We start from the raw sequence: 20,842 nt of genomic DNA, 5'->3' as shown, positions 1-20,842 counted from the left end.
AAAATTGGGATGTCTGTCTGCTTTTCAAGATGTGCAACACAGCTCTCCTTGCACGGCAAGCCGCGTCCTCATTCCATGGCGGCCTTGGGCTCGCCAGGGCGCGCGCCGCCGAGGTCGCGCACGTTCTTCTGGACGGCGACCACGGCAAACAGGCTCAGCACGAAGGACATGGCGTAGAAACCCTTCTCGCTCGGCGCCAGGGTGGCGTTCCACAAGCCGACCGTGAGCAGCAGGATGGCCGAGATCAGCGACACCCAGCACAGGCCGGCGTAGATGCCGGTCACCGGCAAGCCCTCGCTGCGGTCACGGACCGTCTTTTGCAGCGATACCGCTGCAAACAGGCCGAACAGCAGCAAGGTCAGGTAATAACCCTTCTCGTTCAGCTGCATCTGGGCATTCCACAGGCCGATCAGGTAAGCGCTGCCGCCGATCAGGAGTGCACCCCAGGAAGCACCGACGAAGGCGGCGGTAGGACGCTGGACGGTTTGCATGGCTGTTTCCTCAAGTTAATGAACTAGCCGCAAACTTATCACGCTCCTCGAGCAGCACGATTGATCTATGCAGGGGGTAGCAGCCCGTAATACCGCTAGCCGCGCAGGACGCGCCATGTGGCGAAGCCGGCCACGCAGAACAGGATCGAGCCGAGTAGGTGCAGGAGGGTATGGGCCAGCGCCCAGCCGTATTCGCCGCGCTGGAGCAGCAGCACCGATTCGCCGGAAAAACTGGAGAAGGTGGTCAGGCCGCCGAGAAAACCGGTGATGGCGAACAGGCGCCACTCGGGCGACAGGCCGGGATAGGCGCTGAAGAAGCCCAGCGCCAGCCCGACCAGGTAGCCGCCGACCAGGTTGGCGGCCAGCGTCCCCACCTGCACGTAGGCGTGCAGGCTGCCCAGCCAGAGGCCCAGCCCCCAGCGCAGCCAGGCGCCGATCGCCGCCCCGGCGCCGACCGCCAGCCAGCTCAAGCTTCAGCCCACTTGCGCTTGGCGGAATCGTCGCTGGCGCGCGCGTCGACCCAGCGCGCTCCTTCCGGCGTCTGCTCCTTCTTCCAGAACGGCGCGTCGGTCTTCAGGTAGTCCATGATGAACTCGCAGGCGGCGAAGGCCTCGCCGCGGTGCGCCGAGCTGCAGGCCACCAGCACGATCTGGTCGAGCGGTTTCAAGGGACCGACGCGGTGGATGACTTGCACGCCGAACAGCGGCCAGCGCGCCCTGGCCTGGGCCACGATCTCTTCCAGCGCCTTTTCCGTCATGCCTGGATAGTGCTCCAGCTCCATCTCCGACACGGCGGAACCTTCATTCAGGTCGCGCACGGTGCCAACGAAACTGACGACGGCGCCCACGCGGCCGTCGCCCGCGCGCAGGGCAGCGAGTTCACGCGACAGGTCGAAGTCCGCTTCCTGCACGCGGATGTCGGTCACCTGGGCCGATGCCGGCACGCGCATTGGCACATTCATCGGCCGTCCTTCGCGTAGCGCGTCAGCAATTGCTCGATGCGCAGTTCGGTGCGGGCGTCAAGCAGCGCCGGCAGCGCCAGCAGCTCGTGCAAGCCCTTGGCAGCGGCGCCCTGCCCCGCGCCGTGGCCCGACTTGTGACCGGACTTGAGCGAGCTTTGCAGCACCTCGACCTGCAGCTTGAGACGCTCGCGCGCGAATTCGGCGCCGCTGTCGATGCCGGCCGAGATTTCCAGGCGCAGCAATTCGTGCAGCAGGCGTTCGCGATTGGCTTCCAGCTGGCGCGCGTGGCCGCTGCGGTCGCCTTCGAGCGCGCCAAGGGCGGCCTCGAAGCGCGCATGCAGCACCGGTTCGTAGCCGCCTTCGAGCGGCAGCAGCGCGTCCCAGCGCCCGCGCCAGTCGGAAGGATTGGTGTGGGCGTCGGGATTGACGATGGCGTTTTCCAGCGCCTGGATCAGGCGTAGCTTGTCGCGCACGGCGCCGGCCAGTGCCAGACCGGCGGCGCGGCGCGCCACGTCGGCATGGTGCTGCACCGCCGCCAGCGCGGCGTGGTAGCGCTTCTCGATGCGGGCCTCGTGGGCGCGCGGCACCGGCCCGATCGCCGCCCACTCGGCCGCCGCCTCGCGCAGCAGCTTGCCGGCGGTGGCGGGAGTCGCATCCGGCGCGGCGGCTTCGAGACGCGCGCACAGCGCCTCCTTGGCGGTTTCATGGGCGCGCCGTTCGGCGTCCGCCGCATGGGCGTGCTCCTTGCGCTTGGCGAACAGCGCGTCGCAGGCGGCGCGGAAGCGTTGCCACAGCGCCTGCTCGGCCTTGCGCTCGAGCGGCAGCGCGCGCGCATGCTCCTGCCAGCGCGCCTGCAGTTCGCGCAGCGCGTCGACGGCGTGACGGTCGTGCGGGTCGAGGGCCAGCGCTTCTTCGATCAGCTGCTCGCGCACGCTCATCTCGCCCTTGCGCTGTTCTTCCAGCGGACGCTGGAGCGTGCTCAGCGCGTCGGAGAACAGCGCGTCGAGGCGCTTCTTGTCCTTGCGGTCGATCGCGCCCAGGTGGCTCCAGGCGGTGCGCAGGCGCTGCACGGTGCCGGACACGTGTTTCCAGTCGGCCTCGCCCGACTCCAGGCGCGCGATCTCGGCCTGGGCTTCCTCGACCAGGGCCTGGCCGCGCGCGGCGTTGGCGTGGCGCTCGTCGGCCAGGTGGCGGAAGTGGGCGGCGGCCGGCGCATAGGCCGCCGTGCAGGCGGCATCGAAGCGCTCCCACAGCGAGCGCGGCGCGGGCCCCGACAGGCTGTCGAGCGCCTTCCAGCGTTCGCGCATGCTGCCGACCTTCTTGGCCAATTCCCCCATGGCCAGGTTCTGGGTGGACAGGACCTCGACCTGCTTGATGAGTTCTTCGCGCGAGACGTTGCCGCCCCAGCGCGCCCAGTCGGACAGGCGCTTGAGCTCGGCGCGCACGTGGTTCAGGCGCTCGAGCTGGGCTGGCGTGAGGCGCATGCCCTTGTCCTTGCTTTCCTTGAGCGACTTGTCGAGTTCGGCGGCGGTGCCGAGGGAACCCTGCTGCAGCGCCGCTTCCATCGCGTCGAGCCGGTCCAGGAAGTGCTGGTCGGCGCCCTTGTTCTGGGCCTTGGGGGCTCTCGGCGCGGCGGGCGCGGCCGCGGCCGGCCTGGCCGGCTCCTGCTTCGGCTTGGGCGCCTCTTGCGGCAGGCTGGCCAGCAGCTCGTCGAAGCGCCCCTGCAGTTGTGCGCCCGATCCGTTGGCGGGCAATGCCGGCAGGCGCTGCCATTCCTTGCGGAGGAGTTCGGCCTTCAGCTCCGCCACCGGCTGGGCCTGCCATTGCGCGAGCGCAGCCTCGCGCGCGGCCAGCGCGGCGCGGTCCTGTTCGATGGTGGCCAGGCTGGCGGCCAGGCGCGCCTGCTCGGTGGCGACTTCCGCCACCAGCGCCCGCGGCAGCGAGGCGTGGCCCGGCGCGACCAGTGCGGCGGCCTGCTCGCGCGACAAGGCGTCGAGGCGTTCGGCAAAGGCGGCGGCCTCGAGGACGCCCGGCTCGAGCTGGCGCAGCGCGGCCAGGCGGTCGATCATGGCGCGTTGCAACTGCACCTGGTCTTCCAGGCGCTTGCCGAGCTCGGCGCGGACGGCATCGAACTCCGGCGCCAGTTCCGGCGCGGTGATGACCGCCCATTTGCGGTCGAGCTCGGCAACGTGGTTCGGGGTCAGCAGCTCGTCGCCGAGCAGCGCCCTGGCATGCGCCAGGGCTTCCTGGCCGCGGCGCAGTTCGGCGTCATGGTGGCGGATCGCATCCAGGCGCGACTGCATCAGCTTGGCGACGCGGCGATCGGTATTGCGCATCGCCGCATGCACGCGTTCGAGCTGCGGCCGGCTGTGGACCAGCTCGGCGGCGGTAAGGCGCAGTTCGGAGAATTCGGAGGAAAGGATGAAGGCGACGGCGGTTTCCTCGTCGCCGTTCAGGTGCTTGAGCTGTTCGGCCTGCTGCTCGCGCGGGGTCGGCGCCCCGGCATCCGCGCCCTTCGGCCCGCCAGACGGCGCGGACGGGCTCGTCGTCGCCGGCACGCTGCCCGGTTTCTCACCGGAAGCGCCGGCCGGCTTGTCGCCACCCTGCCGCTTGAAAAGGAATTCGAACATGATGAAATCGCACTTCCAAAACCCCCATCATAGCAAAGAACCATGGTGGCGCTTGCCGCGCGCTTCAGTGCGCGGCATAGTGCGGCAGGAACGACACCGCGCCTTGCTTGACCGGATTCCTGACCATGGCGCCGGCCGCGACCTGCCCGGGGCCATAGCCAGGATTCTCATTCTGCCAGGCATCCTGGGCCAGCATCTGGTTGGCGATCGCAAACCAGACTTCGCTCGGCACATGGACGCGCGCCAGCGGGAACAGCTCGCGCTCCTCGCGCTCCAGGCGCTCGAGTAGCAGGTTGCAGCAGCGTTCCAGCGCGGCGCCGAAGCCTGCGTCATGCACGGCTGCCGCCGCATGGGCGTCGGCGCGCGCCTCGATAGCGGCTAGGGTCAGGGCATCGAGTTCCGCCAGGAGTCCGGCAACTGCGTCGTCAGCCGCGCGGGCGCGGCGCAGGGCCGGGACCACGAACTTGTCGAGCTTGCGCCAGTAGCAGTTGTCGAAGGCGACCCGCAAGGCATCGCAGGCCAGCTTGACCTCGCGCGGCGTCGGCATGGCATGCTGCCAGGCGCCCGGTTGCCAACGTTCCAGCAGGGACTGCAGGCCGATGCGCGCGCTGGCTTGCTCGATGGACAGGGTAACCAGCGTGTAGGTGGACGTCAGCATCTTGTCTCCTCTCAGGATAGCTTCGCCAAGGCGAGGCCTGGCGCGGGCCGCGAGTCTTGGCTGGGGAAGCTTTTTTTGTCGGGGTGGGCGGCAGCTTTTATTGTTATGGCCGGCCTCTGGGAACTCGTAGTGTAGAGAGATGCCCCTGCTCGGGTTTGAGGTGGCGCAAGCCCGGACCGGTGGACATTGGAGACTTTTTAGTTGTTGCGATGTCAAAGCACGATTACGACAACCCGACGGTTCCGGAAGCCTCGAAGGCTGCAGCCAGGCGCATGCCGAAGGTTTCCGGCACGGCATGGATCACCCGCACCCTGGGGCATCCATGCCAGCGCGCGCAGCGCTGTACGGCGCCCGCCACGTCCTCGACCAGGCGCTCGCTGAGGCGCACGCCCGGTTCCAGGTGAACGCTGCGCAGTTCGAATTCGCCGGCCTTGCGGTGGGCCTTGGCGTCGACCCGGCCGACCAGCGCGCCGCGGCGCAGGATCGGCAGCGTGAAGTAGCCGTAGCGCCGCTTTTGCGCCGGGGTATAGCATTCGAGCCTGTAGTCGAAGCCGAACAGTTCGAGCGCGCGGTGGCGGTCCCAGACGATCGGATCGAACGGCGACAGCAGCGTCGTCAGGCGCGGCGCCAGCCTGCCCTCCTCCGCCTGGCGCGCAAGCATCGCATGTTCGGGATGGATGTAGACCGGGTCACGCCAGCCCTCGACCCGTGCGTGCAGCAGCAGGCCCTGCTCCGCCAGCGCCGCCGGGTCCGGGTGCGGACGCCGGGTGCGGTGATAATCGGGAATCCACGCGGCCCTGGCCAGCCCGAGGGCGCGCACTGCCTGCAGCACGAAGCTGCGGCGCACGTCCTCCAGCGGCGGCAGGTGGCCGTCGTGCCAGCTCGGGTGCACGCGTTCGGCCAGGTCGTAGATGCGCTGGAAGTTGTGGCGGCGTGCGATCATCAAGTGGCCCGCGGTGAACAGCACTTCCAGCGTGCGCTTTTCGGGCTTCCATTCCCACCAGCCGCCTCCTTTCCCGTCGCTGCGCTCGAAGTCGGACGAGCGCACCGGACCTTTTTCACGCACGTGCGCCAGCAGGGCCGCGACCTCGTCGGCGCGCTCGCGCATCCAGTTGGCGGAATACTTCCAGCCCATGGCTTGCGGGTCGAGCATGCGGTGGCGGTACAGGCCGTAATCCTCGATCGGCAGGAAGCAGGCCTCGTGCGCCCAGTATTCGAACAGGCGGCCCTCGGCCAGCAGTTCGTCGAGCCAGCCCGGGTCGTAGTCGCCCAGGCGGCTCCACAGCACCAGGTAAGGACTGCGCGCGACCACGCTGATGGTATCGATCTGGAGCATGCCCATGCGCCGGATCGCCGCCAGCACGTCAAGCTTTGCCGCACGGCGGCCGCGCGGCGCCAGCATGTCCTGCGCGGCCAGGTGCAGGGCTCGGGCGCCGCTTAAAGAAAGTTCGAAATCCGGCTTGATCGCGCTCATGTCCTTATTTTAATAGCAAACCAATACTACTGTAAAAAAACACAGTCTTTTCTTGGGCAACGCGAGGAGTCTGCGCTATAGTGAGCGCCGACCCGACTTTCCATAATCACCATGCGGCTGCTTCATACTTCCGACTGGCACCTGGGCCAGACCCTGCACACCTTCGACCGGACCTACGAGCATGCGTGCTTCCTCGACTGGTTGGTTGCGACGCTCGCGGCGGAGGAGATCGACGTGCTGCTCATCGCCGGCGACATCTTCGACAACGCCAATCCGTCGGCAGCCGCCCACCGCCAGCTGTACCGTTTCCTGCAGCAGGCGCGCAGCAGGGTGCCGCACCTGCAGGTCGTGGTCATCGCCGGCAACCACGATTCGCCGGGGCGGCTCGAAGCGCCCACGCCGCTGCTGGAAGCGCACGGCACCATCGTGGTGGGCAACGTTGCACGCGCGCCGGACGGCAGCGTCGACCTCGAGCGCCTGCTGGTGCCCCTGCGCCGGCGCGACGGGACGGTGGCGGCATGGTGCCTGGCCGTTCCCTTCCTGCGCCCGGGCGACGTGCCGCGCGCGGCGGCCGAGGATGCATCGACGGCGCTGGATCCCTACCTGCACGGCACCGCCTTGCTCTACCGGCAAGCCTTCGCGCTGGCGCAGTCGCGCTGCACGGGGAATGAAGCGATCGTCGCCATGGGCCACTGCCACATGGTGGACGGCCAGTCGTCCCAGGATTCCGAGCGCCGCATCGTGATCGGCGGCACCGAGGCGCTGCCGGCCTCGATGTTCGATCCGGCGGTCGCCTACGTGGCGCTGGGCCACCTGCACCTGGCGCAGCGCGTCGGCGGCCACGAGCACCGGCGCTATTGCGGCAGCCCGCTGCCGCTGTCCTTCTCCGAGGTCGGCTACCAGCACCAGGTGCTGCGCATCGAGCTCGACGGCCCAGCCGCGAAGTCGGTGACGCCGCTGCCCGTGCCGCGCGCGGTGCAATTGCTGCGCGTACCGAGCCAGCCGGCGCCGATCGACGAGGTGCTGGCCGCGCTCGACGCGCTCGAACTTCCCGAGGCGCCGCCGCACCAGCAGCCCTTCCTCGAGGTGCGCGTGCTGCTCGAAGGTCCGGAGCCGGGCCTGCGCGCGCGGGTCGAAGCGGCGCTCAGCGGCAAGCCGGTGCGCCTGGCCAAGATCGAACCGACGCGCCGCCACGCCGCGCCGGACAGCGTCGAAGAAGCCCTCAGCCTCGACCAGCTGGCCCAGCTGCAGCCGGACGACATCTTCCGGCGCCTGTGGACACAGCGCTACGGAGACGAAGCCCCTCCCGAGCAGCTGGCCGCCTTCGCCGAGCTCACCACGGCCCTGGGTGGAGACGCGGCATGAGGATCCTGCGCATCAGCGGCAAGAACCTGGCTTCGCTGGCCGGCGAATTCCTGGTCGACTTCGAAATCGAGCCGCTCGCCTCGAGCGGCCTGTTCGCCATCAGCGGCCCCACCGGCGCGGGAAAAAGCACCCTGCTCGACGCCCTGTGCCTGGCGCTGTACGACGCCACGCCGCGCCTGCTCAAGCGCGCCGGCAGCCAACTGCCGGACGTCGGCGGCGACACCGTCTCGGCGCTCGACCCGCGCACCCTGCTGCGGCGCGGCGCCGCCGAAGCCTGGGCCGAGGTCGACTTCGCCGGCAACGACGACATCCGCTACCGCGCCCGCTGGAGCGTGCGCCGCGCCTACGGCAAGCCGAGCGGCGCGCTGCAGCCGTCCAAGATGACCCTGCACCGCCTGCCCGAGCTCGATCCGCTGGGCGGCACCAAGACCGAAGTGGCGGCTGAAATCGTCCAGCGCATCGGTCTGTCCTTCGAACAGTTCACGCGCGCCGTGCTGCTGGCGCAGAACGAATTCTCGGCCTTCCTCAAGACCGACGAGAACGAACGCGGCGAGCTGCTGGAAACCCTCACCGGCACCACGATCTACAGCGACATTTCCCGGCGCGCCTTCGAGCGCTACCGAGCCGAGCAGGAACGCACCCGGACCCTGTCCGCGAAGCTGGCCAACCAGGCCCCGATGGCGCCCGACGAACGCGACAAGCTCGAAGCCGAGCGCGTGAATGCCGAGCTGGCGCTGGAAGCGGTCGATGCGCGCCGCGCGGCCCTCGAAGGCGAACTGCGCTGGCACCAGGAAGCCGCCAAGCTGGAGCGCAGCGAAGCCCAGGCCGTGGAAAGCCTGGCGACGGCGCAGGCCGCGCAGCAGGAGGCGGCCGGGCGGCGCCAGCGCCTCGCCACCCTCGATGCGGTGCAGCCGGCCCGGCCGCAGGTCGCGGAAGTCCAGCGCCTGCAGGAAGAACACAAGGCGGCGGCCGAATCGACCGGCAAGCTGGAAAGTGCGCTTGCGACGGCGCTGGATGCACGCCGCCAGGCGGTGCTGGACGTCGACGCCGCCCTGTCTGCCCTTGATGCCGCCGAGAGCGCCTTGCGTGCCGCGGCGCCCCAGCTCGACACTGCCAAGGCGCTCGATGCCGCGATTGCCGCCCTTGCGCCCGCGCACGGCCAGGCGTCCAACGCACTGGAAGCGGCCCGTGCCGAGGCGCGCCAGGCGCGCAGCGTGCACGCTGCCAAGGCCGCCGAACACGAGACCGCGAAAGGCCAGCGCGAGCGCGCCGCCGGCTGGCTGGCGCTGCACGCACGGCTGGAACCGATGGCGGCCCAGTGGCCGCGCTGGGACAAGCTGCTGGCCCAGGCCGCGCAATCGGTCGCGCTCGATGCCGGCGCCGCAACCGCGCTGGAGACGGTGAGCCGTCAGGCCCAGCAAGCCGGCGCGCACGAACAGGCCGCCGTCCAGGCGCTGACGGGCGCCACCCAGCGCCTCGATGCCCTCGACACGGCGCGGCGCGAAGCGATGGCGGTCCTCGAGGCCGTCGATCCGCAGGCGCTGGACAGCGAACGCCAGGCCCTGGATGCGCGCCGCGAACGCCTCGCCGCTGCCGAAAAAGCCTGGACGGCGCTGGTCACGACACGGCAGGAATATGCCGACACCGCGGGCGAACTCGACCGGGTGGATACGGCCCGCGCCGCCGCCGGCCGCCTGCTCGAGGAAGCACGCGGCGCCGGCCCCGTCCTCACGGCGGCGCTGCAGCAGGCCGAGAAATCGCTGGCGGCGGCGGAGCTGGCCTGCGCCGCCAACGTGGAGCAATTGCGCGCGAGCTTGCACGACGAGGCGCCCTGCCCGGTCTGCGGTTCGCACCAGCATCCCTACCGCGACGATGGCCGCGAGGACATGCTGCACGCCATGCTGGCGAACCTGCGCGCCGAAGTCGGCAACTGCCGGGCTCGCCTGCGCGACAACGAAGCCGTGCAGGCGGCGCAGGCCGCCACCCTGGCCGCCTCTAGCGACCGGCTCGCCGGACTGCAGCACGAGCGCGGCACCCTGCGCAAGCTGCTCGACGAGCTCGAGGCAGAGTGGGCCGCGCAGCCCCTCGCGGCCGAGGTCCCCGCCGCCGAGGGCCAGGACGATACGTTGCGCCGGGCCTGGTTCGCCGACGCCCGCGAGGCGTCGCGCGCCGCCGCGGCGGCGCTGGACGGCCGCGTCGCCGCCCTGCGCCGCGCCGCACAGGCGCGCGACGCCGCCCAGGCCGCCTACGACAAGGCGCAGCAGGAACATGCCGGCCTGCGCCAGGCCCTCGATAGCGCCCGCGAGGCCGGCGCACGCCTGCAGGCCGAGCTGCGGGCCGCGGCGGTCCAGCGCGACGCCGTCGCCGCCCAGCTGGCAGGATTGCTGGCCGAGCTCGACCCGGTCCTGTCGCATGCCTGCGGCGACGGCTGGCAGGAGGCCTGGCGCCGCCAGAGCACCGCCTGGCGCGAAAGCCGCGCCCAGGAGGCCGCGCAATGGCAGCAGCAGACCGAACTGCAGACCCGCAGCAGCGCCGCCCTCGCCACGCTCGAGGCCGAGCTTGCCGGCGCGCTCGATCGCATCGCCCAGGCCGATCGCCACGGCGCCGGGGTGGCCGCCGAGTTCAACCGGATCGACGCCGAACTGAAGGACAAGCGCGCCCAGCGCCTCGCCCTGTGGAGCGGCCGGCCGGTGGCGGAGGTGGAACAGGAACTGCAGGCCGCCGTCGGCGCCGCCCGCAATCACCTGGCTGCACGCCAGGCGGCCGCCACCGAAACCGCGCAGCGCGAAGCCAGCGCCCGCAGCGCGCTGGCCCAGCTGGCCGAGCATATCGCCCATCTGGACGCCGCCGGTGTCAAGGCTGCTGCCGCGCTGGCCGACTGGCTGGAGGACTACCGCAAATCGGCCTTCATCAAGGGCCTCGATCCGATCGAGGACTCGGCCGAACTCGGCCGCCTGCTGGCGGTCGGCGGCACCTGGCTGGCGCAGGAACGTAGCGCACTGGGGGCGCTCGACGCCCAGGTCGCCAGCGCCACCGCCGTGCTGGCGGAGCGCCGCGCCCAGCGCGGGCTGCACGCCGAAGGCGCGCCCGAAAGCGGCCTGAGCCTTGAAACCGTGGCCGCCGCCGTCGAAGCCCTGACAAGCGAGCGCCGCGCGGCCCACGACCTGGCCACCGAACTGCGCATGCGCATCGGCCAGGACGACACCCGGCGCGTGCAGGCGCAGGCGGTGCTGGCCGAGATCGAGCGCCAGCAGCTCGAAGAGCAGCGCTGGGGCAAGCTGTCCGAGCTGATCGGTTCCAGCGACGGCAAGAAGTTCCGCAATTACGCCCAGCAATTCACCCTCGACGTGCTGCTCGGCTACGCCAATGCCCACCTCGGACAACTGGCGCGGCGCTACCGCCTCGAGCGCGTCAGCCACAACGGCGCGCCCTCGCTGGCCCTGATGGTGCGCGACCAGGACATGGGCGGCGAAGTGCGCTCGGTAAACTCCCTATCCGGCGGCGAATCCTTCCTGGTGTCGCTGGCCCTGGCGCTCGGCCTGGCCTCGCTGTCCTCGAACCGGGTGCGGGTCGAGTCGCTCTTCATCGACGAGGGCTTCGGCAGCCTCGACACCGACACCCTGGGCGTGGCGATGGATGCGCTGGACGCGCTGCAATCGCTGGGCCGCAAGGTGGGCGTGATCTCGCACGTGCAGGAGATGACCGAGCGCATCGCCACCAAGGTGCTGGTGCGCCCGGCGGGAGGCGGCAGCAGCGCGGTCGTGGTCGAGTAGCCGGTGCGGGTGTAGAATGCCGCTCTTCCCGAAACTCACACAGACACTCCCATGAAGCCAGCTCGCTTCCTTACTTTCAAGTGCGCCAAGTGCGCCAAACCGGTCAAGGTCACCCTGCAGAAGGTCTCGGCCTGCTCGCACATCCAGCCTTACCTGGGCGTCTGCGAATGCGGCGAGCCCAAGCGCCACGCCACCGGCAGCCCGGACGCGGTCAAGTCCTATCTCGAATCGGCCGACGGCAACTGGCACCACCATCACTGATCGGCCATCGATGAGCGACACGATGGGGCAACTGAACTGGCAGGAAGGCGGCGCCGCGCGCTCGGCGTCCTGGCGCTCGGAAAGCGGCTGGCCGGCGCCGAAGAAGGTGGTCGTCGCCGACGACACCATGAACGCCGACACCGCCTACCGGCTGGCGCTCGAAGGCACCGCCCTGCTGTGGCGCGGCGACTTCCAGAACGCGCGCCAGCTCCTGAGCGCCCTGGTGCGCCGCATCGAGCACAAGAGCGATCGTGCGCGCCGCGCCAAGGCGGGCAAGGCGCCGGCGACACCAAGCGAACAGTTCCACCGCCACCGCCTGCAGCAGCTGCAGCGTGCCCGCACGCTCGCCATGCTCCTGATCCCCTTCGAGGCCGGCCACGTGATTCCGCTGCGCCGCGCACCCGACGTGCGCGAGGCCTGCCTCGAGGCCTACGGTCCGGCGGAGACTCCCTATGTCTCATCGTTGCGCGAGCTGCTGGGCGTGATCGGCGCCCACGAATGGCGCCGCAAGGGCGTGCGCATCCCCGCGCTCGATGCGAACATCCACCCGTGGTACGGCGTGTTTTCGCCGGTGCGCGGGGAATACGTCGAGCTGGTGGCCCAGGCTCCGCTGCCCAAGGCTGCAAAGCTGGCCTTCGACATCGGCGCCGGCACCGGCGTGCTGTCGGCGGTGCTGGCGCGGCGCGGCGTCGAGCGCGTGCTCGCCACCGACATGGATGCGCGGGCACTCGGCTGCGCGCGCGAGAACATCGCCCGGCTCGGCCTGGCCGCCCAGGTCGAGGTGATCCAGGCCGACCTGTTCCCCGAAGGTCGTGCTCCCCTGGTGGTGTGCAATCCGCCCTGGCTGCCCGGCAAGCCCAGCTCGGCCATCGAATATGCGATCTACGATCCCGACAGCCGCATGCTCAAGGGTTTCCTGGGCGGCCTAGCGCAGCACCTGGAACCCGGCGGCGAAGGCTGGCTGATCCTGTCGGACCTGGCCGAGCATCTCGGGCTGCGCACGCGCGAACAATTGCTGGGCTGGATAAGGGATGCCGGGCTCGACGTTGTTGCCCGCCACGACGTCCGCCCGACCCACGGCAAGGCAAGCGACCCCGACGATCCGCTGCACGCGGCCCGCTCGCGCGAAGTGACATCGCTGTGGCGCCTGCGAGCAATCGAAGATTGCACAAGCCGCCGATCCGCGCTATAATCTTTTTCTCAGACGCGGGGTGGAGCAGTCTGGCAGCTCGTCGGGCTCATAACCCGAAGGTCACAGGTTCAAATCCTGTCCCCGCAACCAAATACCGATAAAAGCCCGACTCTTGTAGCCGGGCTTTTGTTTTCTGCGGCAGCAAAAACGACGCAGCGCAGCATCCAGGCAGATGAGAGACAAGAAAGACAACGCGACAATCGACCTGCCGGGCTTCGAGCCGGCCGCACCGCTTGACCCCGTTGTCGAACCGAAGCGCACCGCTCCCCGTGCGCGTCGCGCCTCGCTGAAACAGGAGCAGCTGGAACTGCTCGAAGAAACCGACACCACCGGCCTGCCCGTCTGGCGCCGCGACGAGAACCTCGACCTGACCGGCCTGCCGGTGTGGGCGCCGGCCTCGGCGTAGTCCGCCATATGGCTACACTTGGCCAAACCCTGGCAGGACACCCATGAACACGCAACCCTTCACTTCGCTGCCACTGGCGCCGCGCTTCCTCGCCAACCTTGCCACCCTGGGCTACCACGGGATGACGCCGATCCAGGCCGCCTCGCTGCCGGCGGTGCTGGAAGGACGCGACCTGATCGCCCAGGCCAAGACCGGCAGCGGCAAGACCGCCGCCTTCGGCATCGGCGTACTGCACAAGCTCAACCCGGCCTGGTTCGCGGTGCAGGGCCTGGTGCTGTGCCCGACACGCGAACTGGCCGACCAGGTCGCGAACGAGCTGCGCCGCCTGGCGCGCGGCGTCGGCAACGTCAAGATCCTGACCCTGACCGGCGGCGTCGCCATGCGCCCGCAGATCGCCTCGCTCGAGCACGGCGCCCACATCGTGGTCGGCACCCCGGGGCGCATCCGCGACCACCTGGGCCGCCACACCCTCGACCTGTCGAAAGTCCAGACCCTGGTGCTGGACGAGGCCGACCGCATGACCGACATGGGTTTCTACGACGAGATCGAAGGCATCGTTTCTGCCTGCCCGCAGCGCCGCCAGACCCTGCTGTTCTCGGCCACCTATCCGGACGACATCCGCTTCGCCACCGCCGGCTTCCTGGTCGATCCGCTCGAAGTGGCGGTCGAGAGCCAGCACAGCGCGGAAAAGATCGAACAGCGCTTCTACGAGATCGGCTTCGAAGGCCGCGACGAAGCGGTGGCGCAGCTGCTCAAGCACTACCAGCCGGTTTCCACCCTCGCCTTCTGCAACACCAAGGCCCATTGCCGCGAGCTGGCCGATCACCTGCGCGAGCAGGGCTTCTCGGCACTGGCCTTGTACGGCGAACTGGAACAGTGGGAGCGCGACGAGATCCTGGTGCTGTTCGCCAACCGCAGCTGCTCGGTACTGGTAGCAACCGACGTCGCCGCGCGCGGCCTCGACATCGCCAACCTCGACACCGTGATCAATGCCGACGTCTCGAAGGACCCGGAAGTGCACGTGCACCGCATCGGCCGCACCGGCCGCGGCGGTGAAAGCGGCCTGGCGCTGACCCTGGCCGCGCCGAACGAAAAGAAATGGGTGCGCCTGATCGAGGAATACCAGGACGCGCCGGCCGAATGGCACAAGCTCGACGAGCTGGGCGAACACCCCGAAGCTGCCGCGCCGGCCCCGATGCTGACCCTGCACATCGCCGGCGGCAAGAAGGCCAAGCTGCGCCCGGGCGACATCCTCGGCGCGCTCACCGGCGACGCCGGATTGACCAAGGAACAGGTCGGCAAGATCAACGTCGGCGAGTTCGCCAGCTACGTGGCGCTCGACCGCCATGCCGCCCACGCGGCAGTCGCCAAGCTGAACGACCGCCAGGCGCCGGGTCCGGAATTCGGCGTGATCAAGGGCCGCTACTTCAAGATGCGCTTCCTCGACGTATAAGGCTTTACGGCAGAGTTGTAACGAAGTTGTAACAGCCGCGCACGGTTGGCTCAGCAGCGCCACCGGCGCGGCAAATCTGGCATTATTTGTCAAAATACAAATACCGCGCCGGGACACATTCCGGACAGCTTCCTGCGTGTCAGGGCGCGGCTCGACGCCATGATGACCAGCACTCCCGTAACCCAGCAACAGCAGACCGACGGCCGGACCGTGCGCGAAGTCGTCGAGTTCAACCATGAACTCGTCAACGAAGTCTGGTGCCGGCGCATCTTCCGCCAGATCCTGCAGTCGCTCGAACTGCAATACGCGATGCAGATGCCGCACCGCCCCATCAGCCCCGACACGGTGCTGGTGCTCGACTCCGGCGACCCGATGCTCCTGCCCTCGCCGGACGTGGGCAGTGCCTGGTCGGAGGCGGGCGACATGCACGACCTGGCCGCCGTGGTCCATTACGCCATCACCCGGGAATATCCGCCCGCGGCGCCGCTACAGGGGCGGCTGTCCGGCAACAGCGGGGACCAGTACAGCGACAGCTTCGTGACCGCCGTCGACCGCTGCCTGTCGCCCGATCCGCAACAGCGCCCCCACAGCATCGAACAATTGCGCAACCTGCTCGGCATCGTGCCGCTCGGTCCGCCCGTTCCCGCGCAGGCGCTGTCCCCGGTGCCGCCGGAGCCGACGGTGTCCTTCCTCAGCGAACCCGCGCCCGTCAGCGAAAGCAGCGGACTGAAGCGCTGGCTGCTGCTGGTTGCCGCGGCCACCGTCCTGCTGGCTGCCCTCGGCGCCCTGTTCGCCCTGCTGCACGGGGCCGACTCGCGCGACACCGTCACGCTGGCCCTGCCGGGCGACGGCGACACGGCAGCCGCGGCGCCTGAAACACCTGCCCCGGCATTGGCGGGAGCGGACGCCGGCCTGTCCGATCCGCCCATCCTCGCCGCAAGCGATCCTGCCGCACTTCCCACCCCGGCGGCGCCGGCCACCGAGACCCCAGCGGCGACTGGCCAGCCGGCCACGGCGCGCCCGGTAGCAGCCGCGGCAGGCGCTACCTATAAACTGGTGATCAAACCCTGGGCCATGGTGCAGGTCGACGGCGTCGACCACGGCGCCAGTCCGCCGCTCAAGCGCCTGACGCTGGCGCCCGGCCAGCACACGATCCGCATCGTCAACCCGAATTTCCCCGAGCACACCGTGATGGTCAACGCCGTCAAGGGCGCATCGGCGACCATCGAACTGGATTTTACTGAAGAGGAGGTGGAGTGAACCTGCGCATCCCGAACCATGGCTTGCGTGCCTGCCTGCTCGGCGCCGTGATGCTGCTCGGCGGCTGCGCCGAATTGAATTCGCAGCTCAATTCCATCATGGGCAAGAACGATCCGCCGCGCACCCGCGCGCGCGTGGACGACCGCTCCCACCCGCGCGCCGAGCGTGCCGAGCGCAACGAGCGCCCGGCCCCGCGTCCGGAGCGCCCGGCCTCGAACCGCGACGACGCCGCCCTGCGCGAAGGCATCGCCCTGTACCACGACGGCGACTTCAACGGCGCGATCAAGCGCTTGAGCTCGAACGACATGAACAGCGGCTCGGTGCGCAACCGCGTCAGCGCGCTCAAGTACACCGCGTTCAGCTATTGCGTGACCAACCGCCCCACCCCATGCCGCCAGGCCTTCGAACGGGCGCTGCGGCTGGATGCGTCCTTCGACCTCAGCCCCGGCGAACAGGGCCACCCGCTGTGGGGGCCGCAATTCGCCAAGGCCAGGCAGAACGTACGCTGATCACAGCTTCACGTTGATAGTCGCGGGATACACCGGCGCGCGGCGGCGCTTCGATGCCTGTTCGTAGGCATAGGCCATCCCGATCAGGGACGCTTCGCTCCACGCCCCGCCGACAAACGAGATCCCCACCGGCAGGCCGCGCGTAAAGCCGGCCGGCACCGTGATGTGCGGATAGCCCGCCACCGCGGCCGGGCTCGAGAAGCTGCCGCCGTAGTGGTCGCCGTTGACGTAGTCGGTGAGCCAGGCCGGACCGCCAGTCGGCGCCACCAGGGCGTCGAGCTTGTGCTCCTTCATCACCTGGTCGATGCCTTCGTCGCGCGAATAGCGCAGGTCGTTGGCCAGGGCTTCGCGGTATTCGCGCGCGTCCAGCCCCGGCTTGGCCTGGGCCGCGACCAGGTGTTCCTGCTTGAAGTACGGCATCTCGCGCGCCGCGTTCTTGTCGTTGAACGCGATCACGTCGGCCATGTTCTTGACCGGCGCGTGCGGCGCGTAATTCTTGAGCCAAGCCTCCAGGCCCGGCGCGAATTCGTACAGCAGCACCTGCAGCTCGCTCTCGTTGTACTTGTCGACGTTCGGCACTTTCACGTCGACCAGGGTGGCGCCTTGCGACCTCAAGACCGCCAGTTCCTTCTCGATGATCGCGTCGACCGCGTCATTGCTGCCGAAGAAGTTCCGCGCCACGCCGATGCGCTTACCCTTCAGGCCGTCAAGGCGCAGGGCCGCCGCATAGTCGGCCACGCGGTTCTTGCTGTCGGCGGTCGCCTTGTCGTCGGGATCGGAGCCGGCCATGGCGGCCAGCATCAGGGCCGCGTCCGCCACGCTGCGGGTCATCGGGCCGGCCGTGTCCTGCGAATGGGCGATCGGGATGATGCCGCTACGGCTGAGCAGGCCCAGGGTCGGCTTGATGCCGACGATGCCGCAGGACGAGGACGGCGAGACGATCGAGCCGTCGGTCTCGGTGCCGACGGTCAGGGTGGCCAGGCTGGCGGCGGCGGCGGCGCCCGAGCCCGAGCTGGAGCCGCTGGTATTGCGGTCGAGCGCGTAGGGATTCTTGGTCTGCCCGCCTCGGCCGCTCCAGCCGCTCACCGACTTGGTGGAGCGCATGTTGGCCCATTCGGACAGGTTGGTCTTGCCGATGATGACGGCGCCGGCATTGCGCAGCAGCGTGACGATGTGCGCGTCCTTCACCGCGCGCACGCCGTCGAGGGCGAGCGAACCGGCGCTGGTGCTCATGCGGTCGGCAGTGGCGATGTTGTCCTTCAACAGGACCGGGATACCGTGCAGCGGACCGCGCAGCCGGCCGCCAGCGCGTTCGCGGTCCATCTCGGCCGCGATCCTGAGGGCATCCGGATTGGTTTCGATCACCGAATTCAGGCGCGGGCCGGCCTTGTCGACGGCGGCGATGCGCGCCAGGTATTGCTGCACCAGGGAGCTTGACGTGAGCTTGCCGGTCGCCATCTGGGCCTGCTGTTCGTGCATGCCGGCATCCAGGATGCCCGCTGCCGCCCCGCCCGGTGCCTTGGTCGCGGCGAGCGCCGGTGCGCTTGCCGCGGTGGCGCCCGCCGCCATGCCTGCGCTTACTCCGAGCCGAACGAAATCCCTGCGTTTCATACACGTCTCCATGTCAAATAATGCATGAGCATAGCAGTAAAAATTACTCATGTGACACGTCGCCGGTGATATCACCCTGCCGCGTACGGGCGAAAAAAAACGCTGCCGAAGCAGCGTTTTTCCTTGGGCGTTCGACGCTTAGTTACGAACGACTTTCTTGTACTCGTTGGTACGGGTGTCGATTTCGATGACGTCATCGGTGCTGACGAACAGCGGCACCATCACGGTGTGCTGCTTGGCTTCGATGGCATTCTCGATCTTGGCTTCCTTCAGGACGTTGCCCGAGGTGTTGCCCTTGACGGCCGGCTCCGAGTACACGACCAGGCGTGCGATGGTGGTCGGCAGTTCGACCGAGATGGCCTTGCCGTCGTAGAACACGGCTTCGCATTCCATACCGTCTTTCAGGTAGTTGATGGCGTCGCCCATGTTCTCTTCTTCGATTTCGTACTGGTTGTACTCTTCGTCCATGAAGACGTACAGCGGGTCGGCGAAGTACGAGTAGGTCACCGGCTTCTTGTCCAGCACGACCACGTCGAACTTGTCGTCGCCGCGGAACACGTTTTCCAGCGGGGCGTTGGTCAGAAGATTCTTCATCTTCCACTTGTAGGTGAAGCCCGTGCGGCTCGAACCGTTCACGTCCGAACGCAGCACGATGAATGGCTTGTCTTCGACCATAATGATGTTGCCAACACGGATTTCTTTAGCGAATTTCATAGTAGTTTTACGTAAAAAGTAAGTTGCATTAAATCAGCGGTGGCTATGAGCGAAGAAAGCTTGGGAGCCTACGTTTGATCCTGTGGTATTCGTTACAAACTAACCGCGCATTATACCGGATTTTGCGCAGCGAGCCTCAGTTCACGGGCGAATTGGAGCAGCTTCGTCGTCAAATCGCCATGGGCGAGCACTTCCCTCCGCCATTCTTCTGCACGAATGGCAATGCGGGGCAATTCGCCTTGCAAGTCCTGCCACGCGACCGGCATCGGATCGATATCGATCGCGCCATTCCATCCGAGCGAAAAGCGTTCGAGCGCCGGCAACGTGCCCGCATAGCGGGCGAGGAAGGCGCGCAGTTTTTTGTGATGCAGGTTCTCGTCCTGCGGATAGATGTGCCAGACAAAAGGCCGCCCTGCCCACTGGGCGCGGACAAAAGAATCTTCGCCGCGCACGAAATTCAGGTCGCAGGCCCACAGCAGCCGGTCGTAGTCGGGCTGGGGCACAAAAGGCAGCACCCGCACGGTGAGCGCGCCGGCCGTCGCGCTGTCGCCGGCACGCGCGCCGCTCCCCATGCATGCCTGGACCGCCTCGGCGGCAACACCTTCCGGCACCAGGCAAGTCACCGGCCGGGAGCCTTCCGACCAGGCGCGCAGCAGCTCGGCGACCGGCGCATGCGGATAGCAGAACAGCGAGACCTTCAGGGCTTGCATCTCGGCCGCACTCAGGCCGAGGCCGCCGAGGAAGGCCGCCATCGCGGCAGGGTCGGCCTGGAAGGCCAAGCGTTCCTCGTCGAGCCCGGCTTCGTGCAGCACGCCGCCGGTCTTCGCGGTAAAACCCGGGAAGAAGAAATGCTTGGTCAGTTTCAGGCGCGGATGCATGGACGGCAGGCGGTGGCAGCCCTCCACCCACTCTTCCGCCGTCAGGCCTTCGAGGTTGAACCACACCGGTCGCGGCGTGCGCTGCGCCATGGCCGCGACGTAGCCGGGCGGAATGTCGACCGCAAAGAATTCGATCACGATGTCCGCGACCTCTTCCGGCGCGAAGCTGCCCTCCTGGTCGCGCCAGTGACGAACGAGCACGCCCTGCACCGTCTGCGCGGCGGCGGCGACGTCGACCTCCGGGCAGATGCGGCGGAAACTGTGGAGATCGTCGACCCAGAGGCTGACGTGGACGCCGTGTTCGCGCCACAGCTGGCGCGCCAGGCGCCAGCAAATGCCGATGTCGCCGTAGTTGTCGACGACCTTGCAGAACAGGGCGAGGGTAAGAGCTGGAGTGAATGGCATGTCGATACGCGAAAGCGTTGGACAAAATGAAAAACCGGAGCACCTCTCCGCGCAAGCGCGTTGGTCTACTCCGGTTTTATGCTGGCGTCCCCACGGGGATTCGAACCCCGGTACTCACCGTGAAAGGGTGATGTCCTAGGCCTCTAGACGATGGGGACCTTGAACTGTACTTGCTGCTGTTTACTACGAATTGCACCACACCGCGGTGTCAATCTTGCTGCCAAATTCTTGGCGTCCCCACGGGGATTCGAACCCCGGTACTCACCGTGAAAGGGTGATGTCCTAGGCCTCTAGACGATGGGGACCCGGACTGTCAGAACTGTTGTTTTTCCTACGTGGTGGAGGTAAGCGGGATCGAACCGCTGACCTCTTGCATGCCATGCAAGCGCTCTCCCAGCTGAGCTATACCCCCTACGGGAAAACAACATTCTAACATACTGCTACTACATCTACTACTGCGTGCCGCTGGTTGCACGCTGGCGTCCCCACGGGGATTCGAACCCCGGTACTCACCGTGAAAGGGTGATGTCCTAGGCCTCTAGACGATGGGGACCTTGAACTACCGTACTACTTTACTACCGCGACCTGATTACTGCCGCACTCCAGAGTGGTGGAGGTAAGCGGGATCGAACCGCTGACCTCTTGCATGCCATGCAAGCGCTCTCCCAGCTGAGCTATACCCCCTCTTTTCACACTATCGCAAACTACTTCGTACTGCCTGTTTGCTACCGTGTGCTGCTGAAGTGCGAGCATTATAGCGGAGCGCCTTGCATTTCGCAAATACCCATTTCGAGAAAATGC

The 20,842-nt window shown here is 68.0% G+C and carries 17 protein-coding genes and 6 tRNA genes; 9 read left to right on the top strand and 14 right to left on the bottom strand.

Going from position 1 to position 20,842, the window contains the following annotated elements; all coding sequences use genetic code 11:
* Window positions 1-68: 68 nt before the first annotated feature.
* The 6 genes from yiaA to FG94_RS03935 all read right to left on the bottom strand — a co-directional run bounded on the left by yiaA (window position 69) and on the right by FG94_RS03935 (window position 6,214).
* Window positions 69-491: an inner membrane protein YiaA gene (gene yiaA / locus FG94_RS03960; RefSeq protein ID WP_036207372.1), complete on the bottom strand. Its 423-nt coding sequence runs from the start codon at window positions 489-491 to the stop codon at window positions 69-71.
* 95 nt (window positions 492-586) lie between these two features.
* Complete coding sequence (crcB, locus tag FG94_RS03955) at window positions 587-961, bottom strand: fluoride efflux transporter CrcB (protein WP_036207370.1); 375 nt, start codon at window positions 959-961, stop codon at window positions 587-589.
* Entirely contained in the window at window positions 958-1,452 is a 495-nt protein-coding gene (gene moaE, locus FG94_RS03950; RefSeq protein ID WP_229445847.1) for a molybdopterin synthase catalytic subunit MoaE, read from the bottom strand. The genes crcB and moaE overlap by 4 nt, the downstream gene beginning before the upstream one ends.
* Window positions 1,449-4,082 (bottom strand): DUF349 domain-containing protein, encoded by a 2,634-nt coding sequence (locus tag FG94_RS03945; protein WP_036207364.1) that lies wholly within the window; start codon window positions 4,080-4,082, stop codon window positions 1,449-1,451. Before FG94_RS03945 ends, moaE begins: the two co-directional genes overlap by 4 nt.
* A 64-nt stretch (window positions 4,083-4,146) precedes the next feature.
* A complete protein-coding gene (locus tag FG94_RS03940) occupies window positions 4,147-4,740 on the bottom strand; it encodes a hypothetical protein (protein WP_051996128.1) in 594 nt (197 codons plus the stop codon).
* Window positions 4,741-4,963: 223 nt separating this feature from the next.
* On the bottom strand, window positions 4,964-6,214 hold the full coding sequence (locus tag FG94_RS03935) for a winged helix-turn-helix domain-containing protein (RefSeq protein WP_036207361.1): 1,251 nt from the start codon (window positions 6,212-6,214) through the stop codon (window positions 4,964-4,966).
* A 111-nt stretch (window positions 6,215-6,325) separates the two neighbouring features.
* Between FG94_RS03935 and FG94_RS03930 the strand changes: the two genes are divergently transcribed.
* The 9 genes from FG94_RS03930 (at window position 6,326) to FG94_RS25780 (ending at window position 16,433) form a co-directional block, all read left to right on the top strand.
* Entirely contained in the window at window positions 6,326-7,579 is a 1,254-nt protein-coding gene (locus FG94_RS03930) for an exonuclease SbcCD subunit D C-terminal domain-containing protein (RefSeq protein WP_036207359.1), read from the top strand.
* Window positions 7,576-11,352, top strand: a complete 3,777-nt coding sequence (locus tag FG94_RS03925) for an AAA family ATPase (protein WP_036207358.1) — start codon at window positions 7,576-7,578, stop codon at window positions 11,350-11,352. Before FG94_RS03930 ends, FG94_RS03925 begins: the two co-directional genes overlap by 4 nt.
* A gap of 51 nt (window positions 11,353-11,403) precedes the next feature.
* The gene (locus FG94_RS03920) at window positions 11,404-11,613 is read left to right on the top strand and encodes a hypothetical protein (protein ID WP_027863734.1); all 210 of its coding nucleotides are present in this window, start codon (window positions 11,404-11,406) and stop codon (window positions 11,611-11,613) included.
* Between the two features lie 10 nt (window positions 11,614-11,623).
* Window positions 11,624-12,805 carry a class I SAM-dependent methyltransferase gene (locus FG94_RS03915; RefSeq protein ID WP_051996126.1) on the top strand — a complete coding sequence of 394 codons (1,182 nt, stop codon included), beginning with the start codon at window positions 11,624-11,626 and terminating at the stop codon, window positions 12,803-12,805.
* Window positions 12,806-12,818: 13 nt separating this feature from the next.
* Window positions 12,819-12,895 (top strand) — tRNA-Met (locus FG94_RS03910).
* An 82-nt stretch (window positions 12,896-12,977) separates the two neighbouring features.
* Window positions 12,978-13,211 (top strand): hypothetical protein, encoded by a 234-nt coding sequence (locus tag FG94_RS03905; protein WP_036207356.1) that lies wholly within the window; start codon window positions 12,978-12,980, stop codon window positions 13,209-13,211.
* Between the two features lie 43 nt (window positions 13,212-13,254).
* Window positions 13,255-14,664 (top strand): ATP-dependent RNA helicase DbpA, encoded by a 1,410-nt coding sequence (gene dbpA, locus FG94_RS03900; RefSeq protein WP_036207354.1) that lies wholly within the window; start codon window positions 13,255-13,257, stop codon window positions 14,662-14,664.
* Window positions 14,665-14,826: 162 nt separating this feature from the next.
* The gene (locus FG94_RS03895; protein ID WP_229445846.1) at window positions 14,827-15,924 is read left to right on the top strand and encodes a hypothetical protein; all 1,098 of its coding nucleotides are present in this window, start codon (window positions 14,827-14,829) and stop codon (window positions 15,922-15,924) included.
* On the top strand, window positions 15,921-16,433 hold the full coding sequence (locus tag FG94_RS25780; protein ID WP_152570833.1) for a TssQ family T6SS-associated lipoprotein: 513 nt from the start codon (window positions 15,921-15,923) through the stop codon (window positions 16,431-16,433). The genes FG94_RS03895 and FG94_RS25780 overlap by 4 nt, the downstream gene beginning before the upstream one ends.
* On the opposite strand, the gene FG94_RS03885 is transcribed toward FG94_RS25780, so the two are convergent.
* The 8 genes from FG94_RS03885 to FG94_RS03850 all read right to left on the bottom strand — a co-directional run bounded on the left by FG94_RS03885 (window position 16,434) and on the right by FG94_RS03850 (window position 20,725).
* Window positions 16,434-18,044: an amidase gene (locus FG94_RS03885; RefSeq protein WP_036207351.1), complete on the bottom strand. Its 1,611-nt coding sequence runs from the start codon at window positions 18,042-18,044 to the stop codon at window positions 16,434-16,436.
* A gap of 138 nt (window positions 18,045-18,182) precedes the next feature.
* Window positions 18,183-18,758 carry an elongation factor P gene (locus FG94_RS03880; protein ID WP_027863741.1) on the bottom strand — a complete coding sequence of 192 codons (576 nt, stop codon included), beginning with the start codon at window positions 18,756-18,758 and terminating at the stop codon, window positions 18,183-18,185.
* A gap of 110 nt (window positions 18,759-18,868) precedes the next feature.
* Window positions 18,869-20,041 carry an elongation factor P maturation arginine rhamnosyltransferase EarP gene (earP, locus tag FG94_RS03875; protein WP_036207348.1) on the bottom strand — a complete coding sequence of 391 codons (1,173 nt, stop codon included), beginning with the start codon at window positions 20,039-20,041 and terminating at the stop codon, window positions 18,869-18,871.
* Between the two features lie 82 nt (window positions 20,042-20,123).
* Window positions 20,124-20,199, bottom strand: a tRNA-Glu gene (locus FG94_RS03870).
* Between the two features lie 71 nt (window positions 20,200-20,270).
* Window positions 20,271-20,346: transfer RNA gene (locus FG94_RS03865), tRNA-Glu, on the bottom strand.
* Window positions 20,347-20,377: 31 nt separating this feature from the next.
* Window positions 20,378-20,453 (bottom strand) — tRNA-Ala (locus FG94_RS03860).
* Window positions 20,454-20,518: 65 nt separating this feature from the next.
* Window positions 20,519-20,594: transfer RNA gene (locus FG94_RS03855), tRNA-Glu, on the bottom strand.
* 55 nt (window positions 20,595-20,649) lie between these two features.
* Window positions 20,650-20,725 (bottom strand) — tRNA-Ala (locus FG94_RS03850).
* Between the last annotated feature and the right edge of the window lie 117 nt (window positions 20,726-20,842).

This window comes from Massilia sp. LC238 (genome assembly GCF_000735635.1).
Taxonomy (GTDB): Bacteria; Pseudomonadota; Gammaproteobacteria; order Burkholderiales; family Burkholderiaceae_D; genus Telluria; species Telluria varians.
This window is presented reverse-complemented; position numbering and strand designations above follow the sequence as displayed.